This window comes from Shinella pollutisoli, assembly GCF_024609765.1.
GTDB lineage: Bacteria > Pseudomonadota > Alphaproteobacteria > Rhizobiales > Rhizobiaceae > Shinella > Shinella pollutisoli.
Map to the genome: position 1 here is coordinate 114,369 of NZ_JANFDG010000009.1, position 19,124 is coordinate 133,492.

Sequence of the window (19,124 nt, forward strand, 5' to 3'; positions counted from 1 at the left end):
ACGTCACGGTAAGAAAGTTCTCCGGCCCGTTCAAGCCGGAAGAATCGAGGGGGCGGGACCGCCGGACGGATCGCCCGCAAAGCGTGTTGTTCCCGTGCCGGACTATCCTTATAACCTCACTGGGACGATTCAACGAAAACCTCGCGGGCGCGGCGATCCGTCCTGCCCGCGGGCGGACCAACAGGGACCAGGGAGTTTCAGCGTGGCGGAATCGATGCTTCAGGACGGCAAGCTCTATATCGGCACCAGCCGAAAGCCGGACGACAGCCCGAACAAGGGCGAATATCTCGACCTGAAGTTCGGCAACCGCCACGGCCTCGTCACCGGCGCCACCGGCACCGGCAAGACGGTGACGCTGCAGATCCTCGCCGAAGGCTTCTCCAACGCCGGCGTGCCGGTGTTCTGTGCCGACGTGAAGGGCGACCTCTCCGGCATCGGCGCGATGGGCGAGCCGAAGGACTTCCTCCTGAAGCGCGCGAGCGAGATCGGGCTCGAGCCCTACGACTTCCAGGAATTCCCGGTGATCTTCTGGGACCTCTACGGCGAGAAGGGCCACCGCGTGCGCACCACCATCTCCGAGATGGGGCCGCTGCTGCTCTCGCGGCTGATGAACGCCACCGACGCGCAGGAGGGCGTGATCAACATCGCCTTCAAGATCGCCGACCAGGGCGGCCTGCCGCTGCTCGACCTCAAGGACTTCCAGGCGCTGCTGACCTACATGGGCGAGAACGCCACGCAGCTCTCCAACCAGTTCGGCTTCATCTCCAAGGCCTCGGTCGGCTCGATCCAGCGCGAGCTCCTGATCCTCGAGCAGCAGGGGGCCGCGCAGTTCTTCGGCGAGCCGGCGCTGAAGATCTCCGACATCATGCGCACGACCAACGACGGGCGCGGGGCGATCTCGGTGCTCGCCGCCGACAAGCTGATGATGAACCCGCGCCTCTACGGCACCTTCCTGCTATGGATGCTGTCGGAGCTGTTCGAGGTGCTGCCGGAGGTGGGCGACCCGGAGAAGCCGAAGCTCGTCTTCTTCTTCGACGAGGCGCATCTGCTCTTCAACGACGCGCCGAAGGTGCTGATCGAGCGCGTCGAGCAGGTGGTGCGGCTCATCCGCTCCAAGGGCGTCGGCGTCTATTTCGTCACGCAGAACCCGCTCGACGTGCCGGAGACCGTGCTCGCCCAGCTCGGCAACCGCGTGCAGCACGCGCTGCGCGCCTATACGCCGCGCGAGCAGAAGGCGGTGAGGACGGCGGCCGACACGTTCCGCCCTAACCCGGATTTCGACTGCGCCACCGTCATCACCCAGCTCGGCACCGGCGAGGCGCTGGTCTCGACGCTGGAGGGCAAGGGCGCGCCGTCGATGGTGGAGCGCACGCTGGTCCGCCCGCCGTCGTCGCGGCTCGGCCCGGTAACCGATGCCGAGCGGCAGAAGATCATGGCGGTGAGCCCCGTCGCCGGCCTCTACGACGAGGATTTCGACCGCGAATCGGCCTACGAGATCCTGACGGAGCGGGCGAGGAAGGCGGCGGAAGCCGCCGAGCGGGAAAAGGCGGAAGCCGACGCCGCCGCCGACGAGCCCTCCGGCGGCAGCCGCTGGACGCTGCCCGGCTTCGGCGACGAGCCTGCCGCCAAGCCCGCGGCGAAGGCCGGCGGCCGCTCCGGCTACCAGCGCGAGACGGTGGCGGAGGCGGCGATGAAGTCCGTCGCCCGCAGCGTCGCCTCGTCGCTCGGACGGGCGCTGGTTCGGGGGATTCTGGGGAGCCTGCGGCGGTAGGCTGGCCTTCGCCCGCACCCTCCGGCCTGCCGGGCCTTCCCCCTTCACGGGCAAGGCTGTTGCAAAGGGATGCCAAGCCCCTCATCCGGCCTGCCGGCCACCTTCTCCTTGGCTGCGGGGAGAAGGAAGCGCGAGGCTCGGTTTTCCTCAATCTTCAGCGCTTGCGTGGGACAGGTCCCCTCTCCCCGCTTGCGGGGAGAGGGTTAGGGTGAGGGGCAGAAGGCGTGCTCGGAAAGCTCAGACCACCGTCGTCTTCACGTCGAGGTTGCCGCGGGTGGCGTGGCTGTAGGGGCAGACGACGTGGGCCTTCCTGACGAGGTCCTCGACCACGGCCTTGTCGACGCCGGGGACGGAAACCTCCAGCGCGGCCTCGATGCCGAAGCCGCCGCCGTCCTCGCGCGGGCCGATGCCGACGGTCGCCGTCACCTTCGCCTCGTCCGGGATCTTCACCTTCTCCTTGCCCGCGACGAACTTCAGCGCGCCGAGGAAGCAGGCGGAATAGCCGACGCCGAAAAGCTGCTCGGGATTGGTGCCGCGTGCCCCATCGCCGCCGAGTTCCTTCGGTACGGTGAGCGTCACGTCGACGGCGCCGTCCTCGCTCGCGCCGTGGCCGGCACGGCCGCCGGTGGCCGAAGCCTTGGTCCTGTAGAGAATGGGCATGATCGTTTCCTTCCTTGCTTCCGTTGACGATGGGTCATTAATAGCGCAAAATTAGATTGCGCACAATATGATTTTGCAAATTGCACGTCCGTCCGTTCCCTGCGACAATAAACCATGACCGACAGACCGCCGAACACGCATCCCGATCCCCTTCCCCCCGACGCGCTGGCGCTCGACCGGCAGCTCTGTTTCGCCGTCTATTCCGCCGCGCACGCCTTCAACCGAACCTACAAGCCGCTGCTCGACCCCTACGGCCTCACCTATCCGCAATATCTCGTACTGCTGTCGCTGTGGGAGGAGGACGGGCGTACGGTCAAGGCGCTCGGCGCGGCGCTGGGGCTCGATTCCGGCACGCTCTCGCCGCTCCTCAAGCGGCTGGAGGCGAGCGGCTACATCCGCCGCGCGCGCGACCGCGCCGACGAGCGGCAGGTCATCGTGACGCTGACGGGCAAGGGCCGCGCCATGCAGGAGGAGGCCGGCGCCATCCGCATGGAGATCGGCCGGGCCTCGGGCTGTTCGCTCGCCGCGCTGGAGGAGCTCAATTCGACGCTGCAGCGGCTCACCGCCAACCTGCGCGCCGGGCAAGAGGCGGACGCCGCGGAGGGCGCCGCATGAGCCTGTCGCCGGGCGCGCCGTGGCCGTGGCGCCGGCTGGCGACCGCCGCCGGTCTCTGGTGCATCGCCGTCGGCCTCGGCATGATGGCCGTCTGGCTCGCCGAGCCGGCGGGTCTCGCCGCGCGCCATCCCGGCTTCTTCGGCATGAAGTTCAACGCCGCGCTCGCCTTCACCGTCGTCGGCGCGGCCCTCCTGCTGATCCGGCGGGGATACCGGCGGGTGCCGGCGCTGATGATGGCGCCGGTCGTCCTCTACGGCGCGCTGGCGCTGTCGCAGCACCTCTTGCGCATCGACGTCGGCATCGACACGCTGCTGCACACGCCCTTCGTCGACATCGGCACCAGCGTGCCGGGGCGCATCGCCCCCAACACGGCGCTCTGCTTCATGCTGGTCGGCGCCGCCGTCGCCGTGCGCGCCCTTCGCGGCGAGGGCAGCCTGCCCCAGATCGCGCTCGGCTTCGCCGCCTTCACCATCGCCGCCGCCGCCCTCCTCGGCTATGCGATCGCGCTCGACTTCGCGCACGACTGGATCGCCTTCACGCGCATGTCGCCGCAGAGCGCGAGCTGCTTCGCGCTCGTCGGCGCGGCGCTGATCTTCGCCGACACGCGCGAGGCCGGCTATCCGCGCACGGCGCTCGCAGCCCTCCTCGGGGTCGCGACCTACCTGATCCTGCTCGCCATGACCTATCGCGAGCTCTACCGCTTCGAGGCGGCCTTCGGCCTCACCTTCTCCACCAGCGGGCCGCACGGCACGCTCTCCTCGCTGGTGCTGATCTCCGGCACGCTCTATTGCGCGCTCGTCGCCCATCTCTTCCATTCCGCCCGCAAGGCGCGGCGCATGGCGGCCGACCTCGCCGAGAACCGCGCGCGGCTCTCCGCCATCATCGACAACGCCGTCGACGGCATCATCACCATCGACGGACGCGGCACCATCCAGTCTGTCAATCCCGCCTGCACGCGCATCTTCGGCTACCGGCCGGACGAGATGATCGGCCGCAACGTCAAGATGCTGATGCCCGAGCCCTATCACAGCGCGCATGACGGCTATCTCGCCCATTACCGGGAGACCGGCGAGGCCCGCATCATCGGCCAGGGCCGCGAGGCGGAGGGCCGGCGCCGGGACGGCTCGGTCTTCCCGCTCGACCTCGCCGTCGCGAAGCTCGACCTCGGCCGGACGGTCGCCTATTCCGGCATCGTGCGCGACATCTCCGAGCGCAAGCGCTCCGAGACGGCGCTGCTGGAGGCCAATGCGGAGCTCGAGGAATTCGCCTACCGCACCTCGCACGACCTGCGCTCGCCGATCGCCTCCTCGCTCGGCCTCCTCACCATCGCGCGCGAGATGCTGGCCGACGGGGAGACGGCGGCGCTCGAGCAGACGCTCGGCCGGATGGAGCGCAACTTCCGCCGTCTCGACCACCTGATCCAGAACATCATCACGCTGACGCGCAACCGGCTGATGGAGGAGGACGCCGAGCCGATCGCCGTCCGCGCCGCCGTCGCCGAGGCGATCGACGCGCTCTCCCACCTCGACGACGTGCAGCACATCGCCATCGAGAATCACGTCGCGGACGAATTGACAATTGTCGCCAAGCCGTCGAAATTCCACGTCGCCATCGGCAACATGCTGTCCAACGCGGTCAAGTACCACGACCCGCAGGAGGCGCAGCCGAGGATCGACATCCGCGCCGACCGGCGGGCCGGCAAGGTGCGGATATCGGTGGAGGACAATGGCCTCGGCGTTCCGCCCGCAAGCCGCCACCTGCTCTTCCAGATGTTCAAGCGGCTGCACCCGAACCGGTCGTTCGGAAGCGGGCTCGGCCTTTACATATTGCGCAAGACCGCGGAGGGCATGGGCGGCACCGCGCTCTACGAGGCACGGGAGAAAGGCAGCCGGTTCGCCATCGAGCTGCCGGAGGGAGAGGGGCAATGACACTCGGTTCGATCCTCGTCGTGGACGACGACGAGAACGATCAGTTCATCTGCGAGTACACGATCCGCCGGTTCGATCCGGACATCCGCATCCTCAAGGCCTTCGACGGCGCCGAGGCGCTCGACATCCTGCGCGCCGAGACGCCCGACGCCATCATCCTCGACATCAACATGCCGGTGATGAACGGCTTCGAGTTCCTCGACCGCTACGCCGCCGAATTCGAGGAGCACGCCCCCGTCGTCGCCATGCTGACGAGCTCGCATCTCGGCAAGGACCGCGAGCGCGCCCTGCAATACGCCTTCGTCAAGAGCTATTTCGAGAAGCCGCTGACGGCGCAGCACCTGCGGGTGATGGCGGAGCTGCTGGACGGGTGACGGACGGCGGCGCGCACGCCAATACCCCCCTCTGCCCCGCCTCAGATCACCAGCACCGGCGCCTTGCCGGGCACGCGCTCGTAGAGGTCGATGACGTCCTGGTTGAGCAGGCGCACGCAGCCCGAGGAGACGGCCTTGCCGATCGAGCGCCATTCCGGCGTGCCGTGCAGGCGGTAGAGCGTGTCCTCGCCGTTCTGGAAGATGTAGAGCGCGCGCGCGCCGAGCGGGTTGTCGATGCCCGGCGCCATGCCGCCGTTGGCGGCGGAATATCTGACCAGCTCCGGCTGGCGGGCGACCATCGAATCGGGCGGCGTCCAGCGCGGCCAGGCCTGCTTCCACTGGATGACGCCGCGGCCGGACCAGGAGAAGCCCTGCCGGCCGATGCCGACGCCGTAGCGCATCGCCCGGCCGTTCGGCAGGATGAGGTAGAGGAAGCGGTTGCCGGTGTCGACGATGATCGTGCCCGGCCGCTCGGCGAAGGGGCTGTCGACCTCCTGGCGGTAGTAGCGCGCGTCGATCTGCTGGTAGGGCACGGCCGGGATGCGGTGGCCGCCGTCGATGCGCTCGGCATAGATCGAGGCGTAGTAGGAGGAATCCGGCAGCAGGCCCGTCGGCTGGCGGGCGAGGCCGTCGCGGTAGCGGATGTCGAGCTCCTCCGGCCGGCCCTCGATCGCCGTGTTGCGGAAATAGGGCGCCGTCTCGCGGCGGAAACGGTCTGTGTTCATCGAGGAGGTGCAGCCGGCGAGCCCCCCTGCCAGGGCGAGCCCGGACACTTGCAGGAAGCGGCGGCGGGAAAGCGCGGAAGTATCGGTCATGAACCTGTGGAACCCGGTTTTCTGGACGTCATTGTGGCGGGAGGAACTAACGAAACCGTCAATAGGTCCGTAACCCTGCCGCATTTATGACGAATGCGGCTGGTCTGTGGCTTGCGCGCCACGCCGCGGCCCCGCATCCTCCTGCCGGGACCTTCTTCCCGCGGGCGGGGCGACGGGGCGAGAGGCAAAGGTTTCCCGATATCGGCAAGCCGGTGCGGGCGGCGGCCGGACGAGGGGCAATCATCCGTCGATCAGCGCCATCAAGGTTTCCAGCCGGTCGGCGTCGGCGGGGCGCTTGTCGGCGCGCAGGCGGGCGATGCGGGGAAAGCGCATCGCCACCCCCGACTTGTGGCGGCCCGAGCGGGCGATGCCCTCGAAGGCCACCTCCAGCACGAAGCCGAAGCCGGGCTCGGCGCGTACGGCCCGCACCGGGCCGAAGCGCTCCACCGTGTTGTTGCGGACGTACCGGTCGAGCACGTCGAGCTCGGCGTCGGTGAAGCCGAAATAAGCCTTGCCGACCGGCACCAGCACCTCGCCCTCCGGTCCCTCGGTCCACACGCCGAAGGTGAAGTCGGAATAGTAGCCGGAGCGCTTGCCGTGGCCGCGCTGGGCATACATCATCACCGCGTCGATCGTATGGGGATCGCGCTTCCACTTGAACCACGGGCCCTTGAGCCTTCCCGCCTGGTAGGCGCTGTCGAGGCGCTTGATCATCACGCCCTCGATCACCGGGTCGGGCGGCTCGCAGCGCAGGCGGTCGAGCTCGCTCCACGACGCGAAGGGCACGAGCGGCGAGAGGTCGAAGCGGTCGTGCGGCGCCGCGTCGACGAGGGCGGCGAGGCGGGCGCGGCGCTCGACGAAGGTCTCCGCCCGCACGTCGCGCTCGCCGGCAAACAGCAGGTCGTAGGCGCGCACGAAGGCCGGATAGTCGGCGAGCATGCGCGGCGTCACCGTCTTGCGGTTCAGGCGCTGCTGCAGGTCGGAGAAGCTGCGCGTCGGGCTGTTGGACCGCGCCGTGCCGCCGACCAGCAGCTCGCCGTCGACGACGCCCTCGAAGGCCATCGCCGCGATCACGTCCGGGAAGGCGGCGGAGATGTCGTCGCCGGAGCGCGAATAGAGCCGCCGCGTGCCGCCGGCCGACGAAAGCTGCACGCGGATGCCGTCCCATTTCCATTCGGCCGCGAAATCGGCGGGATCGAGCGCGTCGAGATCGCCCTCGCCCACCGGATTGGCGAGCATGACGGAATGGAAGATCGCCGGCGTCGCCAGGACGGGGCGGTCGCTTCTCCCCTCCAGCCATGCGAACAGCGGCTCGTAGGGCGGCGCCAGCCCGTGCCAGAGCGTCTCGATCTCGCCGATGTCGCGGCCGAAGGCATCGGCGAGCGCCTGGCGGGCGAGCCGCGCCGAGACGCCGATGCGAAGCCCGCCGGTCGCGAGCTTGATGAAGGCGAAGCGGGCGGAGGGATCGAGCCGGTCGAGGAGATCGCGCACGGCGGCGCGCACCTCGGTGCGGCCGAGCGCGTTCATGCGGGCGACGACGGCGCCGAGGCGGGGCTCCCCGGCATCGGCCGGCAGCGCCTCGCGCTCCTGGTCCCAGACGAGCGCGATCGTCTCGGCGAGGTCGCCGACATAGTCGTAGGAATAGCGGAACAGCTCGGCGTCCATGCGCTCCAGCACGAGGTCGCGCAAGAGCGCCGGCTTGACGCTCGTGAGGTCGAGCGTGCCGGCGATGGCGGCAAGGCCGTAGCCGCGGTCGGGATCGGGGGTCGAGCGGAAATAGTCGGCGAGGAGCTTGAGCTTGCCGTTGCGCGAGGGGGTGAGGACGAGGCGGTCGAGGAGGGCGGCGAAGGGTTTCATGTAGAGGCTCTCAAACCCGGCTTGCTACTTTTAAAGCGCAAGTTTACGCTACGAATATCAGCTTGGAGTTAGGGCGATGCCATCAAATATTCAAAGTTTAGTGGGGAAATTTTTTGGTAATGTAGAGTTAGAGACCTGTCGAGATGCCAATGTTAGTCGCCCACGTGTCCGACCAATTTCGCAGTTCTCTCGTGAAACGAAAGTTGAATTTCCCAGACAATTACGCGAGATTTTCCCTATCGGCACTAAGTACATTGCAACCGTAAAAGTCTGTCAAAAACATGAAAATGGTGAAACAAAAGGCCAACCATATCTTAAAGCATACGATATCGCCGTTGTCGCATCTAGCGTGAAAGATGAAGGCCTTATGGCCCGCGTTAAAAAAGGCAGCATAAGCGGTCTTTCGTATGAGTATGTTTGGAAAACAAGGCAATAGATGGCGCATCAATCCCCCTCGTCCTCGTAGCCGACGAGGTGCAGCGGCCTTGCCGGGATGTCGTTGAGCGTGCACCAGCGCACCAGCGCCTCCTCGCGGCCGTGCGTGACCCAGACCTGCTCGGGCGCGAGCTCGCGGATCGTCGCGGTGAGCTCGGGCCAGTCGCAATGGTCGGAGATGACCAGCGGCAGCTCGACGCCGCCCTGCTTCGCCCGCTGGCGCACCATCATCCAGCCCGAGGCGAAGGCGACGAGCGGCTCGTTGAAACGGCGCGCCCAGCGGTCGGCGAAGGCCGACGGCGGGCCGACGACGACGGCGCCGCGGAAATCGGCGGGCCGCATCGTCTCCGTCGTGGCGGGGCGCAGGTCGCCGAGGCCGATGCCCTGCGAGACATAGTAGTCGCAGAGCCGCGCGAGCGAGCCGTGGATATAGACCGGCGCGTCGTAGCCGCAGTCGCGCAGGAGCCGGATCACCCGCTGCGCCTTGCCGAGCGAATAGGCGCCGACAAGGTGGCTGCGCTCGGGGAACTGCGCGAGCGAGGTGAGGAGCCTGCCCATCTCCGCCTTCGGCTCGGGATGGTGGAAGACCGGCAGGCCGAAGGTCGCCTCGGTGATGAAGACGTCGCAGGCGACCGGCTCGAAGGCGGCGGCGGTCGGGTCGGCCGCGCGCTTGTAGTCGCCGGAGACGACGATGCGCAGGCCCCCCTTCTCCACCGCGATCTGCGCCGAGCCGAGCACGTGGCCGGCCGGATGGAAGGAGACGGTGACGCCGGCAAGGTCGATGCGCTCGCCGAAGGCGGCGGCCTGCGCCGTGCCGCAGAAATCCGCGCCGTAGCGGATCGCCATGATGTCCAGCGTCTCGCGCGTCGCCAGCACCGCGCCGTGGCCGGCGCGGGCATGGTCCGAATGGCCGTGCGTGATCAGCGCTCGGGCGACGGGCCGCACCGGGTCGACATGGAAATCCCCGGCCGGGCAATAGAGCCCGGCGGGGGCGGGATGGAGGAGCTGGTCCGGCTTCATGGCGTGAAACATAGGCGTTCCGGCGCCGTCTGCCAGGGGGCTCGCGCGATCGCCTACAGCAGGAAATCGCCGCTGCCGAGGGAGTCGAACTTGATCTTGAAGGCGAAGTCGGCCTTGCCGTCGCCGTTGACGTCGCCGGAAATGGTGGTGACGCCGAAGCCGTCCGTCTCGGTGAGCAGCTCTCCCGCCTTCTTGCTGAAGGCGCTGTTGCCGATCATCTTGAACGCCTGGTCGCCGCGCTTCGTCGTGTCGGCGTCGATCGCGCGGAGGTCGATCTTGTCGCCCTGCGCGTGGCTGAAATCCAGGATGCTGTCCGGCGCCGAGGGCCTCGAATCCTTGATCGACGTGAAGATGAAGCGGTCGGCGCCGGCGCCGCCGGTCAGCTGGTCCTGCCCCGTTCCGCCGTAGAGCCTGTCGTTGCCGGAGCCGCCGTCGAGACTGTCGTTTCCGGAATCGCCGTAGAGGACGTCCTTGCCGGAATCGCCGAAGAGATAGTCGTTGCCGGCACCGCCGCGCAGGGTGTCGTTGCCCTCGCGGCCGGAGAGGTCGTCGTTGCCGGCCTCGCCCGTCAGCCGGTCGTTGCCTCTGCCGCCGTCGAGGACGTCGGCACCGGAGCCGCCGTAGAGCCTGTCGTCGCCCGAGCCGCCGTGCAGCGTGTCGGCGCCCGATCCGCCGTAGAGCTTGTCGTTGCCGGAGGCGCCGAGGACCCAGTCCTTGCCGGCGCCGCCGTAGACCGTGTCCTTCCCCTTGCCGCCGTCGAGGTAGTCGTCGCCGCGGTTGCCGTAGATCCGGTCGTTGCCGTCATAGCCGAGAATATAGTCGTTGCTCTTGGTGCTGTCGCCGCCCTTGAACGTGTCGTTTCCCTTGAACAGCGAGATCCAGACCTTGTGGTCGTCGGCCGTCGTCTTGGTCTTTTCCGCCTTCGCGAAGTCGCTCAGCTTCACCTTCAGGCCGGTGATGGTCAATCCGCCGGAGCCGCCGTCGGTCTTCTTCCAGGTGGAGACGTAATCTGTCGAATTGCTGCTCCCCTTCGCGAAGCCGTCGCTTCCGTACTTGAAGTTCTTGCCCAGGAACTCGACCTTGTAGCCGCTCTTGTAGGCGACCTTGAACTTCGTCTGCGTGCGGATATAGGATTTTCCGCCGTCGAAATAATCAAAAGTAAATGGAGAATTTGAAATGTGCCAAGTTCCCTTGGCAGTATACGTCACCATGGCAATCTCCCTCGGTTGTTCTTGGAATTGACCATATAGAACCAGCCCGCGCAAGGAGAAACTGCCGCGGCTTACCTTGCCGTCCGGCGCGGGAGGGGTCAGCCGAGCGCGCGCAGCCCGGCGCGCAGCGCCTCGATGTCGAAGGCGGCGAGGTCGGCGTCGACGGCGGCATGCGTCGCCGTCCAGACGGGAAGCGCCTCGGAAAGCAGGCGCCGGCCCTCCGCCGTCAGGCGCAGCAGGCGGCCGCGGCGGTCGCGCGGGTCGGGCTCGACGACGACGAGGCCGCGCCGTTCGAGCGGCTTCAGCGCCGCCGTCAGCGTGGTGCGGTCCATGGCGAGGACGGCGGCGACCGGCCCCATCGGCGGCGGCGCGGGCCGGTTCAGCGCCATCAGCAGCGAGAACTGGCCGTTGGTGAGGCCGAGCGGGCGCAGCGCCTCGTCGAAGCGCCGCGCGAGCGCGCGCGCCGCGCGCTGCACGTGCAGGCACAGGCAATGGTCGCGCACGAACAGCGTGGTCTCGTAGGGAATCAGGGCTTCGTCCGTCATAGTGCTACTGTTGATATCAACGTAACGATGTCAAGCGCCGCAATGCCGCAGGCGGCGCTCAGGCGCTCAAAGGGAGGGGATGCGCAGCAGCGCCTCGAGCGCCCGCGGCTCGACGGGCCGGCTCAGGTAGTAGCCCTGGATCTCGTCGCAGCCGGCCTCGCGCAGGAACTCCAGCTGCTCGCGGCTCTCGACGCCCTCGGCGATGACGCGCAGCTGCAGCGTATGGGCGAGCGAGACGATGGCGCGGGCGATCGCCGCGTCGTCCGGGTCGCCCGGCAGGTCCATCACGAAGGAACGGTCGATCTTCAGCCGGCCGACGGGGAAGCGCTTCAGCGAGGAGAGGCTCGAATAGCCGGTGCCGAAATCGTCGATGGCGAGGTGGACGCCGAGCCGTTCGAGCCGGTGCATGGTCTCGACGGCCTGCTGCACGTCCTGCATGATCAGGCTCTCGGTGAGCTCCAGCTCCAGGTAGCACGCCTCCAGCCCGCTTTCGGCGAGTGCCGCGGCCACCCGCTCCACCCAGTCCTTCTCCTGGAACTGGCGGGCCGAGACGTTGACGCTGACGACGATGGGCGAAAGCCCCGCCGCCTGCCAGGCCCTGTTCTGGCGGCAGGCGGCGCGTAGCGTCCAGTCGCCGATCGGGCCGATCAGCCCGGTCTCCTCGGCAAGCGGGATGAACTCGCCGGGCGACAGCAGGCCGCGCTCGGGGTGGAGCCAGCGCACCAGCGCCTCCGCGGCGAAGATGCGGCCGGTGCCGAGGTCCATCTGCGGCTGGTAGTGCAGCACGAACTCCTCGCGGGCGAGCGCCTGGCGCAGCTCCTCCTGGCGCTCCAGCTTCTCGTGCGCGCGCGTCGCCATCTCGGCGCAGAAGACCTGCACGGCGTCGCGGCCGATCTCCTTGGCGCGGTACATGGCGGCATCGGCGCGCGCCATCAGCTCGGTGGCGTTGCGGCCGTGGGCGGGATAGGCGGCGACCCCCATGCTGCAGGTCACCTGGAAGGAGCGGCCCTCGATCTCCACGGGGGCGGCGACGGCGTCGCGCACCGCCTTCAGCCGCGCCTCCACCGGCGGCTGCCCCTCGCCCGCGTCGGCGAGCAGCACGACGAACTCGTCGCCGCCGAGGCGCACGACGCTGTCGGCCGCAAGCAGGCAGCGCTGCATGCGCGCGGCGACGATGCGCAGGAGCTCGTCGCCGGCATGGTGGCCGAGGCTGTCGTTGACCAGCTTGAAATTGTCGAGGTCGAGGAAGGCGAGCGTCATCGTGCCGCCGGCATCGTCCGCCGCCTCGATGGCGGACGCCACGCGCTCGTCCAGCATCGCGCGGTTGGGAAGGCCGGTCAGCACGTCGTGATGGGCGATGAACTGGATGTGGTCCTCGGCCTGCTTGCGCTCGATGGCGATGCCGGCGATGTGGGTCGCCATGCCGACGAGCTTGCGGCATTCGGCCGACGGCTCGCCGGGCGTGCAGGAATAGAGCGCGAAGGAGCCGAGCACCTTGCCCTGGTAGGAGCGGATCGGCGCCGACCAGCAGGCGCGGTAGCCGTAGGGGACGACGCACTCGCGGATGCCCTCCCAGAGCGGGTCGGTCTGGATGTCGGAGACGATGACCGGCTCGCCGCGCCACATGGCGGTGCCGCAGGAGCCGACGCAGGGACCGATCTCGACCCCGTCGATCAGCCGGCTGTAGGCCGGGTCGAGGTTGGGCGCCGCGCCGTTGACGATATGGCGGCCGTCGGCGGCAAGCAGCAGGATCGAGCCGAAGACGCCCGGGATGTGCGCCTCGATCATCAGGATCAGCGCGGTGAAGACCTCCGTCAGCGGCTCGCCGAGCGCGATCATCTTCAGGAGCCTGGCCTGGCCGACATGCAGGCTCTCGGAGCGCTTGCGCTCGGTGATGTCGCGGGCGATCCCGACGATGCCGATCACCGTGCCGTCCTCGCCGCGGATCGGCAGCTTGGAGGTGAGCATCCACTTCATGTTGCCGCGGCAATCGCGGATCTGCTCCTCCATGTCGATCATCGGCACGCCGGTGCGCATGATCTCCTGCTCGGTCTCGTAGAAGCCGCGCGCCACCGCCTCCGGGTGCATGTCGAAATCGGTCCGGCCCTCCAGGCTCTCCAGCCCCTCGCGGCGGTTGTCCTCGGTGATCGCCCGGTTGGCGACGACGAAGCGGCTGTCGCGGTCCTTGAAGTAGAGGTAGTCCGGCACCTCGTTGATCATCGCCTCGAGGCGCAGCGCCCGCTCGTTCCCGGCGGCGGCCAGCGGCAGCAGGCGGGCGGCCTCCTCGGCCAGCCGCCGGCCGGCGGCAGCCAGCTGCAAGGCCGAGTGGACCTCGTCATTGCCAGAATGGGACGGCTTCGTCGGCATGGATGGCGCAACTCCCGGAACGCAGCACAAGGGGCCGAGGCGCCCTCTCCTCTACCCGCAACGGCGCATCCTATACCTAAAGTCGTTATCCAACCCTAAAAGGTCAACGGCGGAACCGCCGCAAGCCCCGCCTCCGCGGCAGGGAAGGGCAACCGCGGCGTGCAGCCGCCCGCGCGGCCGGAATGCTTTCCCGCGGATGTGCCATTCCGGCACGCGACCGGCTGGCACGATTCCTGCTCACCGGCTGACCAAGGAGCCTTTCATGGTTAGCAGACGGTTATTCCTCTCCGCCCTCGGCCTCGGCGGCCTTTCCGCCCCGGCGCTCGCCCGCACGCAGCGCCTGCCGGTCGTCGACGTCGACCTGCGCGGCAGCATCGACGCGGCGGCGCACGGCGTGCGCCCCGGCGCCGACGACCGCAAGAGCAAGGCCTTCTCCAGGCTGCTCGCGCAGGCGGCGGCGAAGAACATGCCGGTCTTCCTGCCGCCCGGCGACTACACCGTCTCCAACGTGACGCTGCCGGACAAGGTGCGCATCACCGGGGTCGCCGGCGCGACGCGCATCCTCTACGGCGGCGACGGCCATCTCTTCGCCGGCGACGGGCTCACGCGCGTCGAGCTCTCCAACCTCGTCATCGACGGGGCGAACCGCTGGCTGGGCGACAGCGTGGAAGGCCTCGTGCACCTTTCCGGCGTCGCCGAGGCGGTGATCGAGAACTGCGAGATCCTCGGGTCGTCGAAGACAGCGCTCAGCCTCGAACGCTGCGGCGGGCGGATCGAGAGGAACCGCATCTCGGGCGCCGCCGACTACGGCCTCTACGCCGTCGAGAGCCGCGACCTCTCCGTCGCCGCCAACCACGTCCACGACTGCGGCAACGGCGGCATCCTCGTCCACCGCTGGCAGAAGGGCCGCGACGGCACGATCGTTACCGGCAACCGCGTCGCCCGCATCTTCGCCACGCGCGGCGGCACCGGCGAATACGGCAACGGCATCAACGTCTTCCGCGCCGACGACGTGATGGTGACGAACAACCACGTCTCCGGCTGCGCCTTCTCGGCCGTGCGCGCCAACGCCGGCTCGAACGTGCAGATTTCCGGCAACACCTGCCTCGACAGCGGCGAGACGGCGATCTACTCCGAATTCGGCTTCACCGGCGCCGTCGTCAGCGGCAACCTGATCGACGGGGCGGCGAACGGCATCCTGATCGTCAATTTCGACGCGGGCGGGCGGCTTGCGGCGGTGACGGGCAACGTGGTGCGCAACCTCCGGCTCGAAGGCCCCTACGTGCACGACGGCGCGGGCTTCGGCTTCGGCATCGCCGTGGAGGCCGACACGGTCGTCACCGGCAACACGATCGAGAACGCGCCGAAATGGGGGCTGATGCTCGGCTGGGGACCCTACATGCGCGGGCTCGCCGTCAGCGGCAACCTGGTGCGCGGCTCACCGGTCGGCTGCGCCGTGACGGTGGTGGAGGAGGCCGGTCCGGCGCTGATCTCCGGCAACGTCTTCGCCGACACGCCCGAGGGCGCGATCGTCGGCTACCGCTGGAACGAGCGGGCGACGGGCGAGCTTGCCGAGGACGGCGGGGCGCATGCGCACCTGACGATCGAGAGGAACAGGACCGGCTGATGCGGTGCCGCCTCCCCTCGCCGGGGAAGGTCATATGGGCATCGAGCCGGTCCGGCTCTCTCCTTCTCCCAGCGGGGAGAAGGAGCGTGCCGCAAGCGGATGCGCCGACCCTTCCTGCCCGAACGGGCCGGCGCCGCGGTGGATGAGGGGGCGTGCGTTCCGCGTCGCTCCCTCATCCATCCTCCTGCCAACGGGCAATTGCATATGCGGTTTTGCCCCTCACCCTAACCCTCTCCCCGCGAGCGGGGAGAGGGGACTTACCCCGCGGAACGGTGACGGTTCGGGAAGACGATGCGGCAAATCCCTTCTCCCCGCTTGCGGGGAAAAGGTGCCGGCAGGCGGATGAGGGGGAGCCGAAGGCGCAAGCGCCTATCCCCTCATCCGGCCCTTCGGGCCACCTTCTCCCCGCCGGGGAGAAGGAGAGCGTGCCGCAAGCGGATGCGCCGACCCTTCCTGCCCGAACGGGCCGGCGCCGCGGTGGATGAGGGGGCGTGCGTTCCGCGCCGCTCCCTCATCCATCCTTCCTGCCAACGGGCAATTGCGCATGCGGTTTTGCCCCTCACCCTAACCCTCTCTCCGCGAGCGGGGAGAGGGGACTTGCCCCGCGGAACGGTGACGGTTCGGGAAGACGATGTGGCAAATCCCTTCTCCCCGGCGGGGAGAAGGTGCCGGCAGGCGGATGAGGGGGAGCCGAAGGCGCAAGCGCCCACCCCCTCATCCGGCCCTTCGGGCCGCCTTCTCCCCGCTGGGGAGAAGGAGAGCGTGCCGCAAGCGGATGCGCCGGCCCTTCCTGCCCGAACGGGTCGGCGCCGCGGTGGATGAGGGGGCGTGCGTTCCGCGCCGCTCCCTCATCCATCCTTCCTGCCAACGGGCAATTGCGCATGCGGTTTTGCCCCTCACCCTAACCCTCTCTCCGCGAGCGGGGAGAGGGGACTTGCCCCGCGGAACGGTGACGGTTCGGGAAGACGATGTGGCAAATCCCTTCTCCCCGGCGGGGAGAAGGTGCCGGCAGGCGGATGAGGGGGAGCCGAAGGCGCAAGCGCCCACCCCCTCATCCGGCCCTTCGGGCCGCCTTCTCCCCGCTGGGGAGAAGGAGAGCGTGCCGCAAGCGGATGCGCCGGCCCTTCCTGCCCGAACGGGTCGGCGCCGCGGTGGATGAGGGGGCGTGCGTTCCGCGCCGCTCCCTCATCCATCCCTTTCGGGCAAGGAGTTCACCCCCCTCTGGCCTGCCCCCTACTCGTGCCCGGCCTCGCCGTGGCCGGCGGCGGCGGGCTTCATCGCCTCGACCTTGAACTCGACGTCGACGGCGCCGGCCTTCTCGAAGGTGAGCGTCGCCGGGATCGCCTCGCCCTCCTTGAAGGGCTGCTTGATCGCCATGAACATGACGTGCAGGCCGCCGGGCTTCAGCTCGACGGTGGCGCCGGCCGGGATCTCGATGCCGTCCTTCAAGGGCCGCATGGTCATGACGCCGTCGGCGACGGCCATCTCGTGCAGCTGCACGTCGTCGGAGACGGAGGGCGCGGCGATGGAGACGAGCCGGTCGGCCTCCGTCCCCTTGTTGGTGACGGTCAGGAAGCCGCCGCCGACCGGCTGGCCGGGCAGTGTCGCCCGCGAGACGGGACGGTGGATGTCGAGGCTGCCGGCCGAATAGTCCTGGGCGAGCACGGCGGTGGCGGAGAGCGCGAGGGCGGCAAGCGCGGTGAGGATGCGGTTCATGGCTCTTGTCCTTTCGGGACCTTTTCGCGCCGGCCGCGGGGGCGCGGCGCATGGAATTGCACTGAGGAGAGAAAATCAGGCGGCGAGCGCCGGCGGCGCGCGCGGCGCCGCACCCGGCCGTTCGTGCCGGGCGGAGAGGACGGGGCCGGCGCGCGGGCGCGCGGCGGCCTCCCGGACGAGCGCCGGCAGTCCGTGCGGCGCGGCGGGCAGCGGCAGCAGCATGGCGCCGCCGATGCGGCAGGCCTCGCAGGCCCCGTCGGGCCTGTGGATCTTCTCCTTGCCGTCGACCATGTCGTCGATGCAGATGTCGGGGATCGTGCCGTCCGGCAGCGTGTAGGCGGCCAGGTCGACGAGCGTCGGCGCGGCGGAGACGGGCTCGTGGGCGAGGCCGACGGACAGGAGCGCGACCGCGCAGAGGATGCGCAGCATCAAGGCCCAGGATGTCGCCGGTCGTGCCATCGGTCGTCCTTTCGCCTGTTTTTTCGCCGAGACCGGGGCCCGCGTCAATGCGGCAAAACGGTGCGGCGCCATCACGACAATTGATCGACCGATCAGCGCCGTCCCCTACCCCGCCGGCGGTCCACCGCCTATGGTGGCGCATCCAAGGAGGACCCCCATGCTCACCATCTACGGCGTCTATCGCTCCCGCGCCTCGCGCACCTACTGGCTCGCCGGCGAGCTCGGCCTGCCCTTCGTCTCCGTGCCGGTGATCCAGGCGCGCCGCGTCGACGACCCGCAGGCCGCCGGCGCACCGCTCAACACGCAGTCGCCCGATTTCCTCGCCGTCAACCCGACCGGCCTCGTCCCCTGCATCGACGACGGCGGCTTCGTCATGACCGAGTCGCTGGCGATCAACCTCTACCTCGCCCGCAAGCACGGCGGGCCGCTCGCCGGCCGCACGCTGACGGAGGAGGCGGAGATGCTGCAATGGACCTTCTGGGCGGCGACGGAGGTGGAGCCGCACGCCGTGAAGATCGTGCTCGCCCACGACGCGCGCGCGGCCGAGAGCGAGGCCGGGCGGCTCGCCATCCGCGCGGCGAACAAGGCGCTGAAGAAGGCCTTCCGGCGGCTCGACGACCATCTCGCCGCCACCGGCCACGTCGTCGGCGACCGCTTCACCGTGGCCGACCTCAACCTCGCGGAGATCTTCCGCTACGCGATGAGCCAAAAGGACCTCTTCGACGCCGCTCCGAACGTCAAGGCCTGGCTCGAGAACTGCCAGGCGCGCCCGGCCTTCAGGGCGATGATGGAGAAGCGGCTTTCCGAGCCGGAATGACCCGGCCGGCGAAGCCGCCACCCTCCTCCGCCTCGATCGTGCGGCGCACCCAGTCCTTGAAGACGGCGACCTTGCGCGGCTCCGGCACGCCCGGGGCGGTGACGAAATAATAGCCCATGCCCGTCTCGACGCGGATCGGGAAGGGCGCGACCAGCCGGCCCTCCTTCAGCGCCCAGGAGGCGAGCACCGGCCAGGCGAGCAGCACGCCCTGGCCGGCGAGCGCCGCATCGAGGCAGAGCGAGGCGTCGGAGAAGACGTGGCGGACCTTCGGCGGGGCGACGTCGAAGCCGGCCGCCGCAAGCCAGCGCTCCCAGGTGAAGGCGTCGTTGCCGTCGACCACGGCGGGCTGGGCGGAGAGGTCCCCAGGCGTGCGGATCGCCTCCGCCAGCGCCGGGGCGCAGACCGGGAACATCACCTGCGGCATGAAGAACTCCGCCGTCACCCCCGGCCAGCCGCCCGGGCCGACGCGGATGGCGAGGTCGACGTCCGAGCGGGCAAGGTCGACGAGCCGCGTCGTCGCCTCGATGCGCAGGCCGATGTCCGGGTGCGCGGCGCTGAAGCGGTCGATGCGGTGGATCAGCCAGCGCGAGGCGAAGATCGGCGCCACCGAGATCGTCAGGATCGCGTCGTCGCGGCGCTGCGCCGTGGCGACGGCCTCCGACAATTCGCGGAAGGCGGCGGAGAGGCGGGCGAGGAACGGCGCGCCGAAGGCCGTCGGCTGCATGCCGCGCGGCAGCCGCTCGAAGATCGCCCGGCCGAGCTGCTCCTCCGCGCGGATCACCTGCTGGCTGACCGCGCCGGCCGTCACGCCGAGCTCGTCGGCGGCCGCCTGCAGCGAGCCGAGCCGGCCCACCGCCTCCAGCGCGCGCAGGCCGTTGAGATGGACGACATTCAGGTTGCGCATATA

The 19,124-nt window shown here is 69.1% G+C and carries 17 protein-coding genes; 7 read left to right on the forward strand and 10 right to left on the reverse strand.

All coding sequences use genetic code 11. The features are described 5' to 3' along the window. Nucleotides 1-214 precede the first annotated feature (214 nt). On the forward strand, nt 215-1,771 hold the full coding sequence (locus NNZ72_RS09720; RefSeq protein ID WP_257315134.1) for a helicase HerA-like C-terminal domain-containing protein: 1,557 nt from the start codon (nt 215-217) through the stop codon (nt 1,769-1,771). 237 nt (nt 1,772-2,008) lie between these two features. Here NNZ72_RS09720 and NNZ72_RS09725 read toward each other — a convergent pair whose 3' ends face one another. Next, a complete protein-coding gene (locus NNZ72_RS09725) occupies nt 2,009-2,431 on the reverse strand; it encodes an organic hydroperoxide resistance protein (RefSeq protein WP_257315091.1) in 423 nt (140 codons plus the stop codon). A 114-nt stretch (nt 2,432-2,545) separates the two neighbouring features. Between NNZ72_RS09725 and NNZ72_RS09730 the strand changes: the two genes are divergently transcribed. The 3 genes from NNZ72_RS09730 to NNZ72_RS09740 are packed head-to-tail and all read left to right on the forward strand — an operon-like array spanning nt 2,546 to nt 5,348. Next, nucleotides 2,546-3,046 carry a MarR family winged helix-turn-helix transcriptional regulator gene (locus tag NNZ72_RS09730; RefSeq protein ID WP_257315092.1) on the forward strand — a complete coding sequence of 167 codons (501 nt, stop codon included), beginning with the start codon at nt 2,546-2,548 and terminating at the stop codon, nt 3,044-3,046. Then, nucleotides 3,043-4,974 (forward strand): sensor histidine kinase, encoded by a 1,932-nt coding sequence (locus NNZ72_RS09735; protein WP_257315093.1) that lies wholly within the window; start codon nt 3,043-3,045, stop codon nt 4,972-4,974. The genes NNZ72_RS09730 and NNZ72_RS09735 overlap by 4 nt, the downstream gene beginning before the upstream one ends. Next, nucleotides 4,971-5,348: a response regulator gene (locus tag NNZ72_RS09740; RefSeq protein WP_257315094.1), complete on the forward strand. Its 378-nt coding sequence runs from the start codon at nt 4,971-4,973 to the stop codon at nt 5,346-5,348. Before NNZ72_RS09735 ends, NNZ72_RS09740 begins: the two co-directional genes overlap by 4 nt. Nucleotides 5,349-5,389: 41 nt before the next feature. Here NNZ72_RS09740 and NNZ72_RS09745 read toward each other — a convergent pair whose 3' ends face one another. Both NNZ72_RS09745 and NNZ72_RS09750 read right to left on the reverse strand, forming a co-directional pair. Next, nucleotides 5,390-6,163, reverse strand: a complete 774-nt coding sequence (locus NNZ72_RS09745) for a L,D-transpeptidase (RefSeq protein ID WP_257315095.1) — start codon at nt 6,161-6,163, stop codon at nt 5,390-5,392. A 240-nt stretch (nt 6,164-6,403) separates the two neighbouring features. Further along, complete coding sequence (locus NNZ72_RS09750; RefSeq protein WP_257315096.1) at nt 6,404-8,020, reverse strand: cisplatin damage response ATP-dependent DNA ligase; 1,617 nt, start codon at nt 8,018-8,020, stop codon at nt 6,404-6,406. A gap of 76 nt (nt 8,021-8,096) precedes the next feature. Between NNZ72_RS09750 and NNZ72_RS09755 the strand changes: the two genes are divergently transcribed. Beyond that, complete coding sequence (locus tag NNZ72_RS09755; RefSeq protein ID WP_257315097.1) at nt 8,097-8,456, forward strand: hypothetical protein; 360 nt, start codon at nt 8,097-8,099, stop codon at nt 8,454-8,456. A gap of 8 nt (nt 8,457-8,464) precedes the next feature. On the opposite strand, the gene NNZ72_RS09760 is transcribed toward NNZ72_RS09755, so the two are convergent. From NNZ72_RS09760 to NNZ72_RS09775, 4 genes are all read right to left on the reverse strand, one after another. Beyond that, a complete protein-coding gene (locus tag NNZ72_RS09760; protein ID WP_257315135.1) occupies nt 8,465-9,475 on the reverse strand; it encodes a ligase-associated DNA damage response exonuclease in 1,011 nt (336 codons plus the stop codon). A gap of 53 nt (nt 9,476-9,528) precedes the next feature. Next, the gene (locus tag NNZ72_RS09765) at nt 9,529-10,686 is read right to left on the reverse strand and encodes a calcium-binding protein (RefSeq protein WP_257315098.1); all 1,158 of its coding nucleotides are present in this window, start codon (nt 10,684-10,686) and stop codon (nt 9,529-9,531) included. Between the two features lie 98 nt (nt 10,687-10,784). Beyond that, nucleotides 10,785-11,231 (reverse strand): MarR family winged helix-turn-helix transcriptional regulator, encoded by a 447-nt coding sequence (locus NNZ72_RS09770; RefSeq protein ID WP_257315099.1) that lies wholly within the window; start codon nt 11,229-11,231, stop codon nt 10,785-10,787. Between the two features lie 66 nt (nt 11,232-11,297). Next, nucleotides 11,298-13,598, reverse strand: a complete 2,301-nt coding sequence (locus NNZ72_RS09775; RefSeq protein ID WP_257315100.1) for a putative bifunctional diguanylate cyclase/phosphodiesterase — start codon at nt 13,596-13,598, stop codon at nt 11,298-11,300. Nucleotides 13,599-13,860: 262 nt separating this feature from the next. Between NNZ72_RS09775 and NNZ72_RS09780 the strand changes: the two genes are divergently transcribed. After that, the gene (locus NNZ72_RS09780) at nt 13,861-15,225 is read left to right on the forward strand and encodes a TIGR03808 family TAT-translocated repetitive protein (RefSeq protein WP_257315101.1); all 1,365 of its coding nucleotides are present in this window, start codon (nt 13,861-13,863) and stop codon (nt 15,223-15,225) included. A gap of 1,233 nt (nt 15,226-16,458) precedes the next feature. On the opposite strand, the gene NNZ72_RS09785 is transcribed toward NNZ72_RS09780, so the two are convergent. Next, nucleotides 16,459-16,941, reverse strand: coding sequence for a copper chaperone PCu(A)C (locus NNZ72_RS09785; protein ID WP_257315102.1), 483 nt, complete (start codon nt 16,939-16,941; stop codon nt 16,459-16,461). Nucleotides 16,942-17,016: 75 nt separating this feature from the next. Further along, nucleotides 17,017-17,400 carry a hypothetical protein gene (locus NNZ72_RS09790; RefSeq protein WP_257315103.1) on the reverse strand — a complete coding sequence of 128 codons (384 nt, stop codon included), beginning with the start codon at nt 17,398-17,400 and terminating at the stop codon, nt 17,017-17,019. A 157-nt stretch (nt 17,401-17,557) separates the two neighbouring features. Here NNZ72_RS09790 and NNZ72_RS09795 point away from each other — a divergent pair, with 157 nt between their 5' ends. Then, the gene (locus tag NNZ72_RS09795; protein ID WP_257315104.1) at nt 17,558-18,217 is read left to right on the forward strand and encodes a glutathione S-transferase family protein; all 660 of its coding nucleotides are present in this window, start codon (nt 17,558-17,560) and stop codon (nt 18,215-18,217) included. On the opposite strand, the gene NNZ72_RS09800 is transcribed toward NNZ72_RS09795, so the two are convergent. Next, nucleotides 18,177-19,121, reverse strand: coding sequence for a LysR substrate-binding domain-containing protein (locus tag NNZ72_RS09800; RefSeq protein WP_257315105.1), 945 nt, complete (start codon nt 19,119-19,121; stop codon nt 18,177-18,179). The genes NNZ72_RS09795 and NNZ72_RS09800 overlap by 41 nt on opposite strands. Nucleotides 19,122-19,124: the final 3 nt, after the last annotated feature.

What these genes read in the sequence shown, in the direction of transcription:
- NNZ72_RS09790 (WP_257315103.1), bottom strand. Translation starts at nt 17,400, where the DNA reads ATGGCACGACCGGCGACATCCTGGGCCTTGATGCTGCGCATCCTCTGC.
- NNZ72_RS09735 (WP_257315093.1), top strand. Translation starts at nt 3,043, where the DNA reads ATGAGCCTGTCGCCGGGCGCGCCGTGGCCGTGGCGCCGGCTGGCGACC.
- NNZ72_RS09725 (WP_257315091.1), bottom strand. Translation starts at nt 2,431, where the DNA reads ATGCCCATTCTCTACAGGACCAAGGCTTCGGCCACCGGCGGCCGTGCC.
- NNZ72_RS09780 (WP_257315101.1), top strand. Translation starts at nt 13,861, where the DNA reads ATGGTTAGCAGACGGTTATTCCTCTCCGCCCTCGGCCTCGGCGGCCTT.
- NNZ72_RS09765 (WP_257315098.1), bottom strand. Translation starts at nt 10,686, where the DNA reads ATGGTGACGTATACTGCCAAGGGAACTTGGCACATTTCAAATTCTCCA.
- NNZ72_RS09730 (WP_257315092.1), top strand. Translation starts at nt 2,546, where the DNA reads ATGACCGACAGACCGCCGAACACGCATCCCGATCCCCTTCCCCCCGAC.
- NNZ72_RS09775 (WP_257315100.1), bottom strand. Translation starts at nt 13,598, where the DNA reads ATGCCGACGAAGCCGTCCCATTCTGGCAATGACGAGGTCCACTCGGCC.
- NNZ72_RS09755 (WP_257315097.1), top strand. Translation starts at nt 8,097, where the DNA reads ATGCCATCAAATATTCAAAGTTTAGTGGGGAAATTTTTTGGTAATGTA.
- NNZ72_RS09745 (WP_257315095.1), bottom strand. Translation starts at nt 6,163, where the DNA reads ATGACCGATACTTCCGCGCTTTCCCGCCGCCGCTTCCTGCAAGTGTCC.
- NNZ72_RS09770 (WP_257315099.1), bottom strand. Translation starts at nt 11,231, where the DNA reads ATGACGGACGAAGCCCTGATTCCCTACGAGACCACGCTGTTCGTGCGC.
- NNZ72_RS09760 (WP_257315135.1), bottom strand. Translation starts at nt 9,475, where the DNA reads ATGAAGCCGGACCAGCTCCTCCATCCCGCCCCCGCCGGGCTCTATTGC.
- NNZ72_RS09720 (WP_257315134.1), top strand. Translation starts at nt 215, where the DNA reads ATGCTTCAGGACGGCAAGCTCTATATCGGCACCAGCCGAAAGCCGGAC.
- NNZ72_RS09785 (WP_257315102.1), bottom strand. Translation starts at nt 16,941, where the DNA reads ATGAACCGCATCCTCACCGCGCTTGCCGCCCTCGCGCTCTCCGCCACC.
- NNZ72_RS09800 (WP_257315105.1), bottom strand. Translation starts at nt 19,121, where the DNA reads ATGCGCAACCTGAATGTCGTCCATCTCAACGGCCTGCGCGCGCTGGAG.
- NNZ72_RS09795 (WP_257315104.1), top strand. Translation starts at nt 17,558, where the DNA reads ATGCTCACCATCTACGGCGTCTATCGCTCCCGCGCCTCGCGCACCTAC.
- NNZ72_RS09740 (WP_257315094.1), top strand. Translation starts at nt 4,971, where the DNA reads ATGACACTCGGTTCGATCCTCGTCGTGGACGACGACGAGAACGATCAG.
- NNZ72_RS09750 (WP_257315096.1), bottom strand. Translation starts at nt 8,020, where the DNA reads ATGAAACCCTTCGCCGCCCTCCTCGACCGCCTCGTCCTCACCCCCTCG.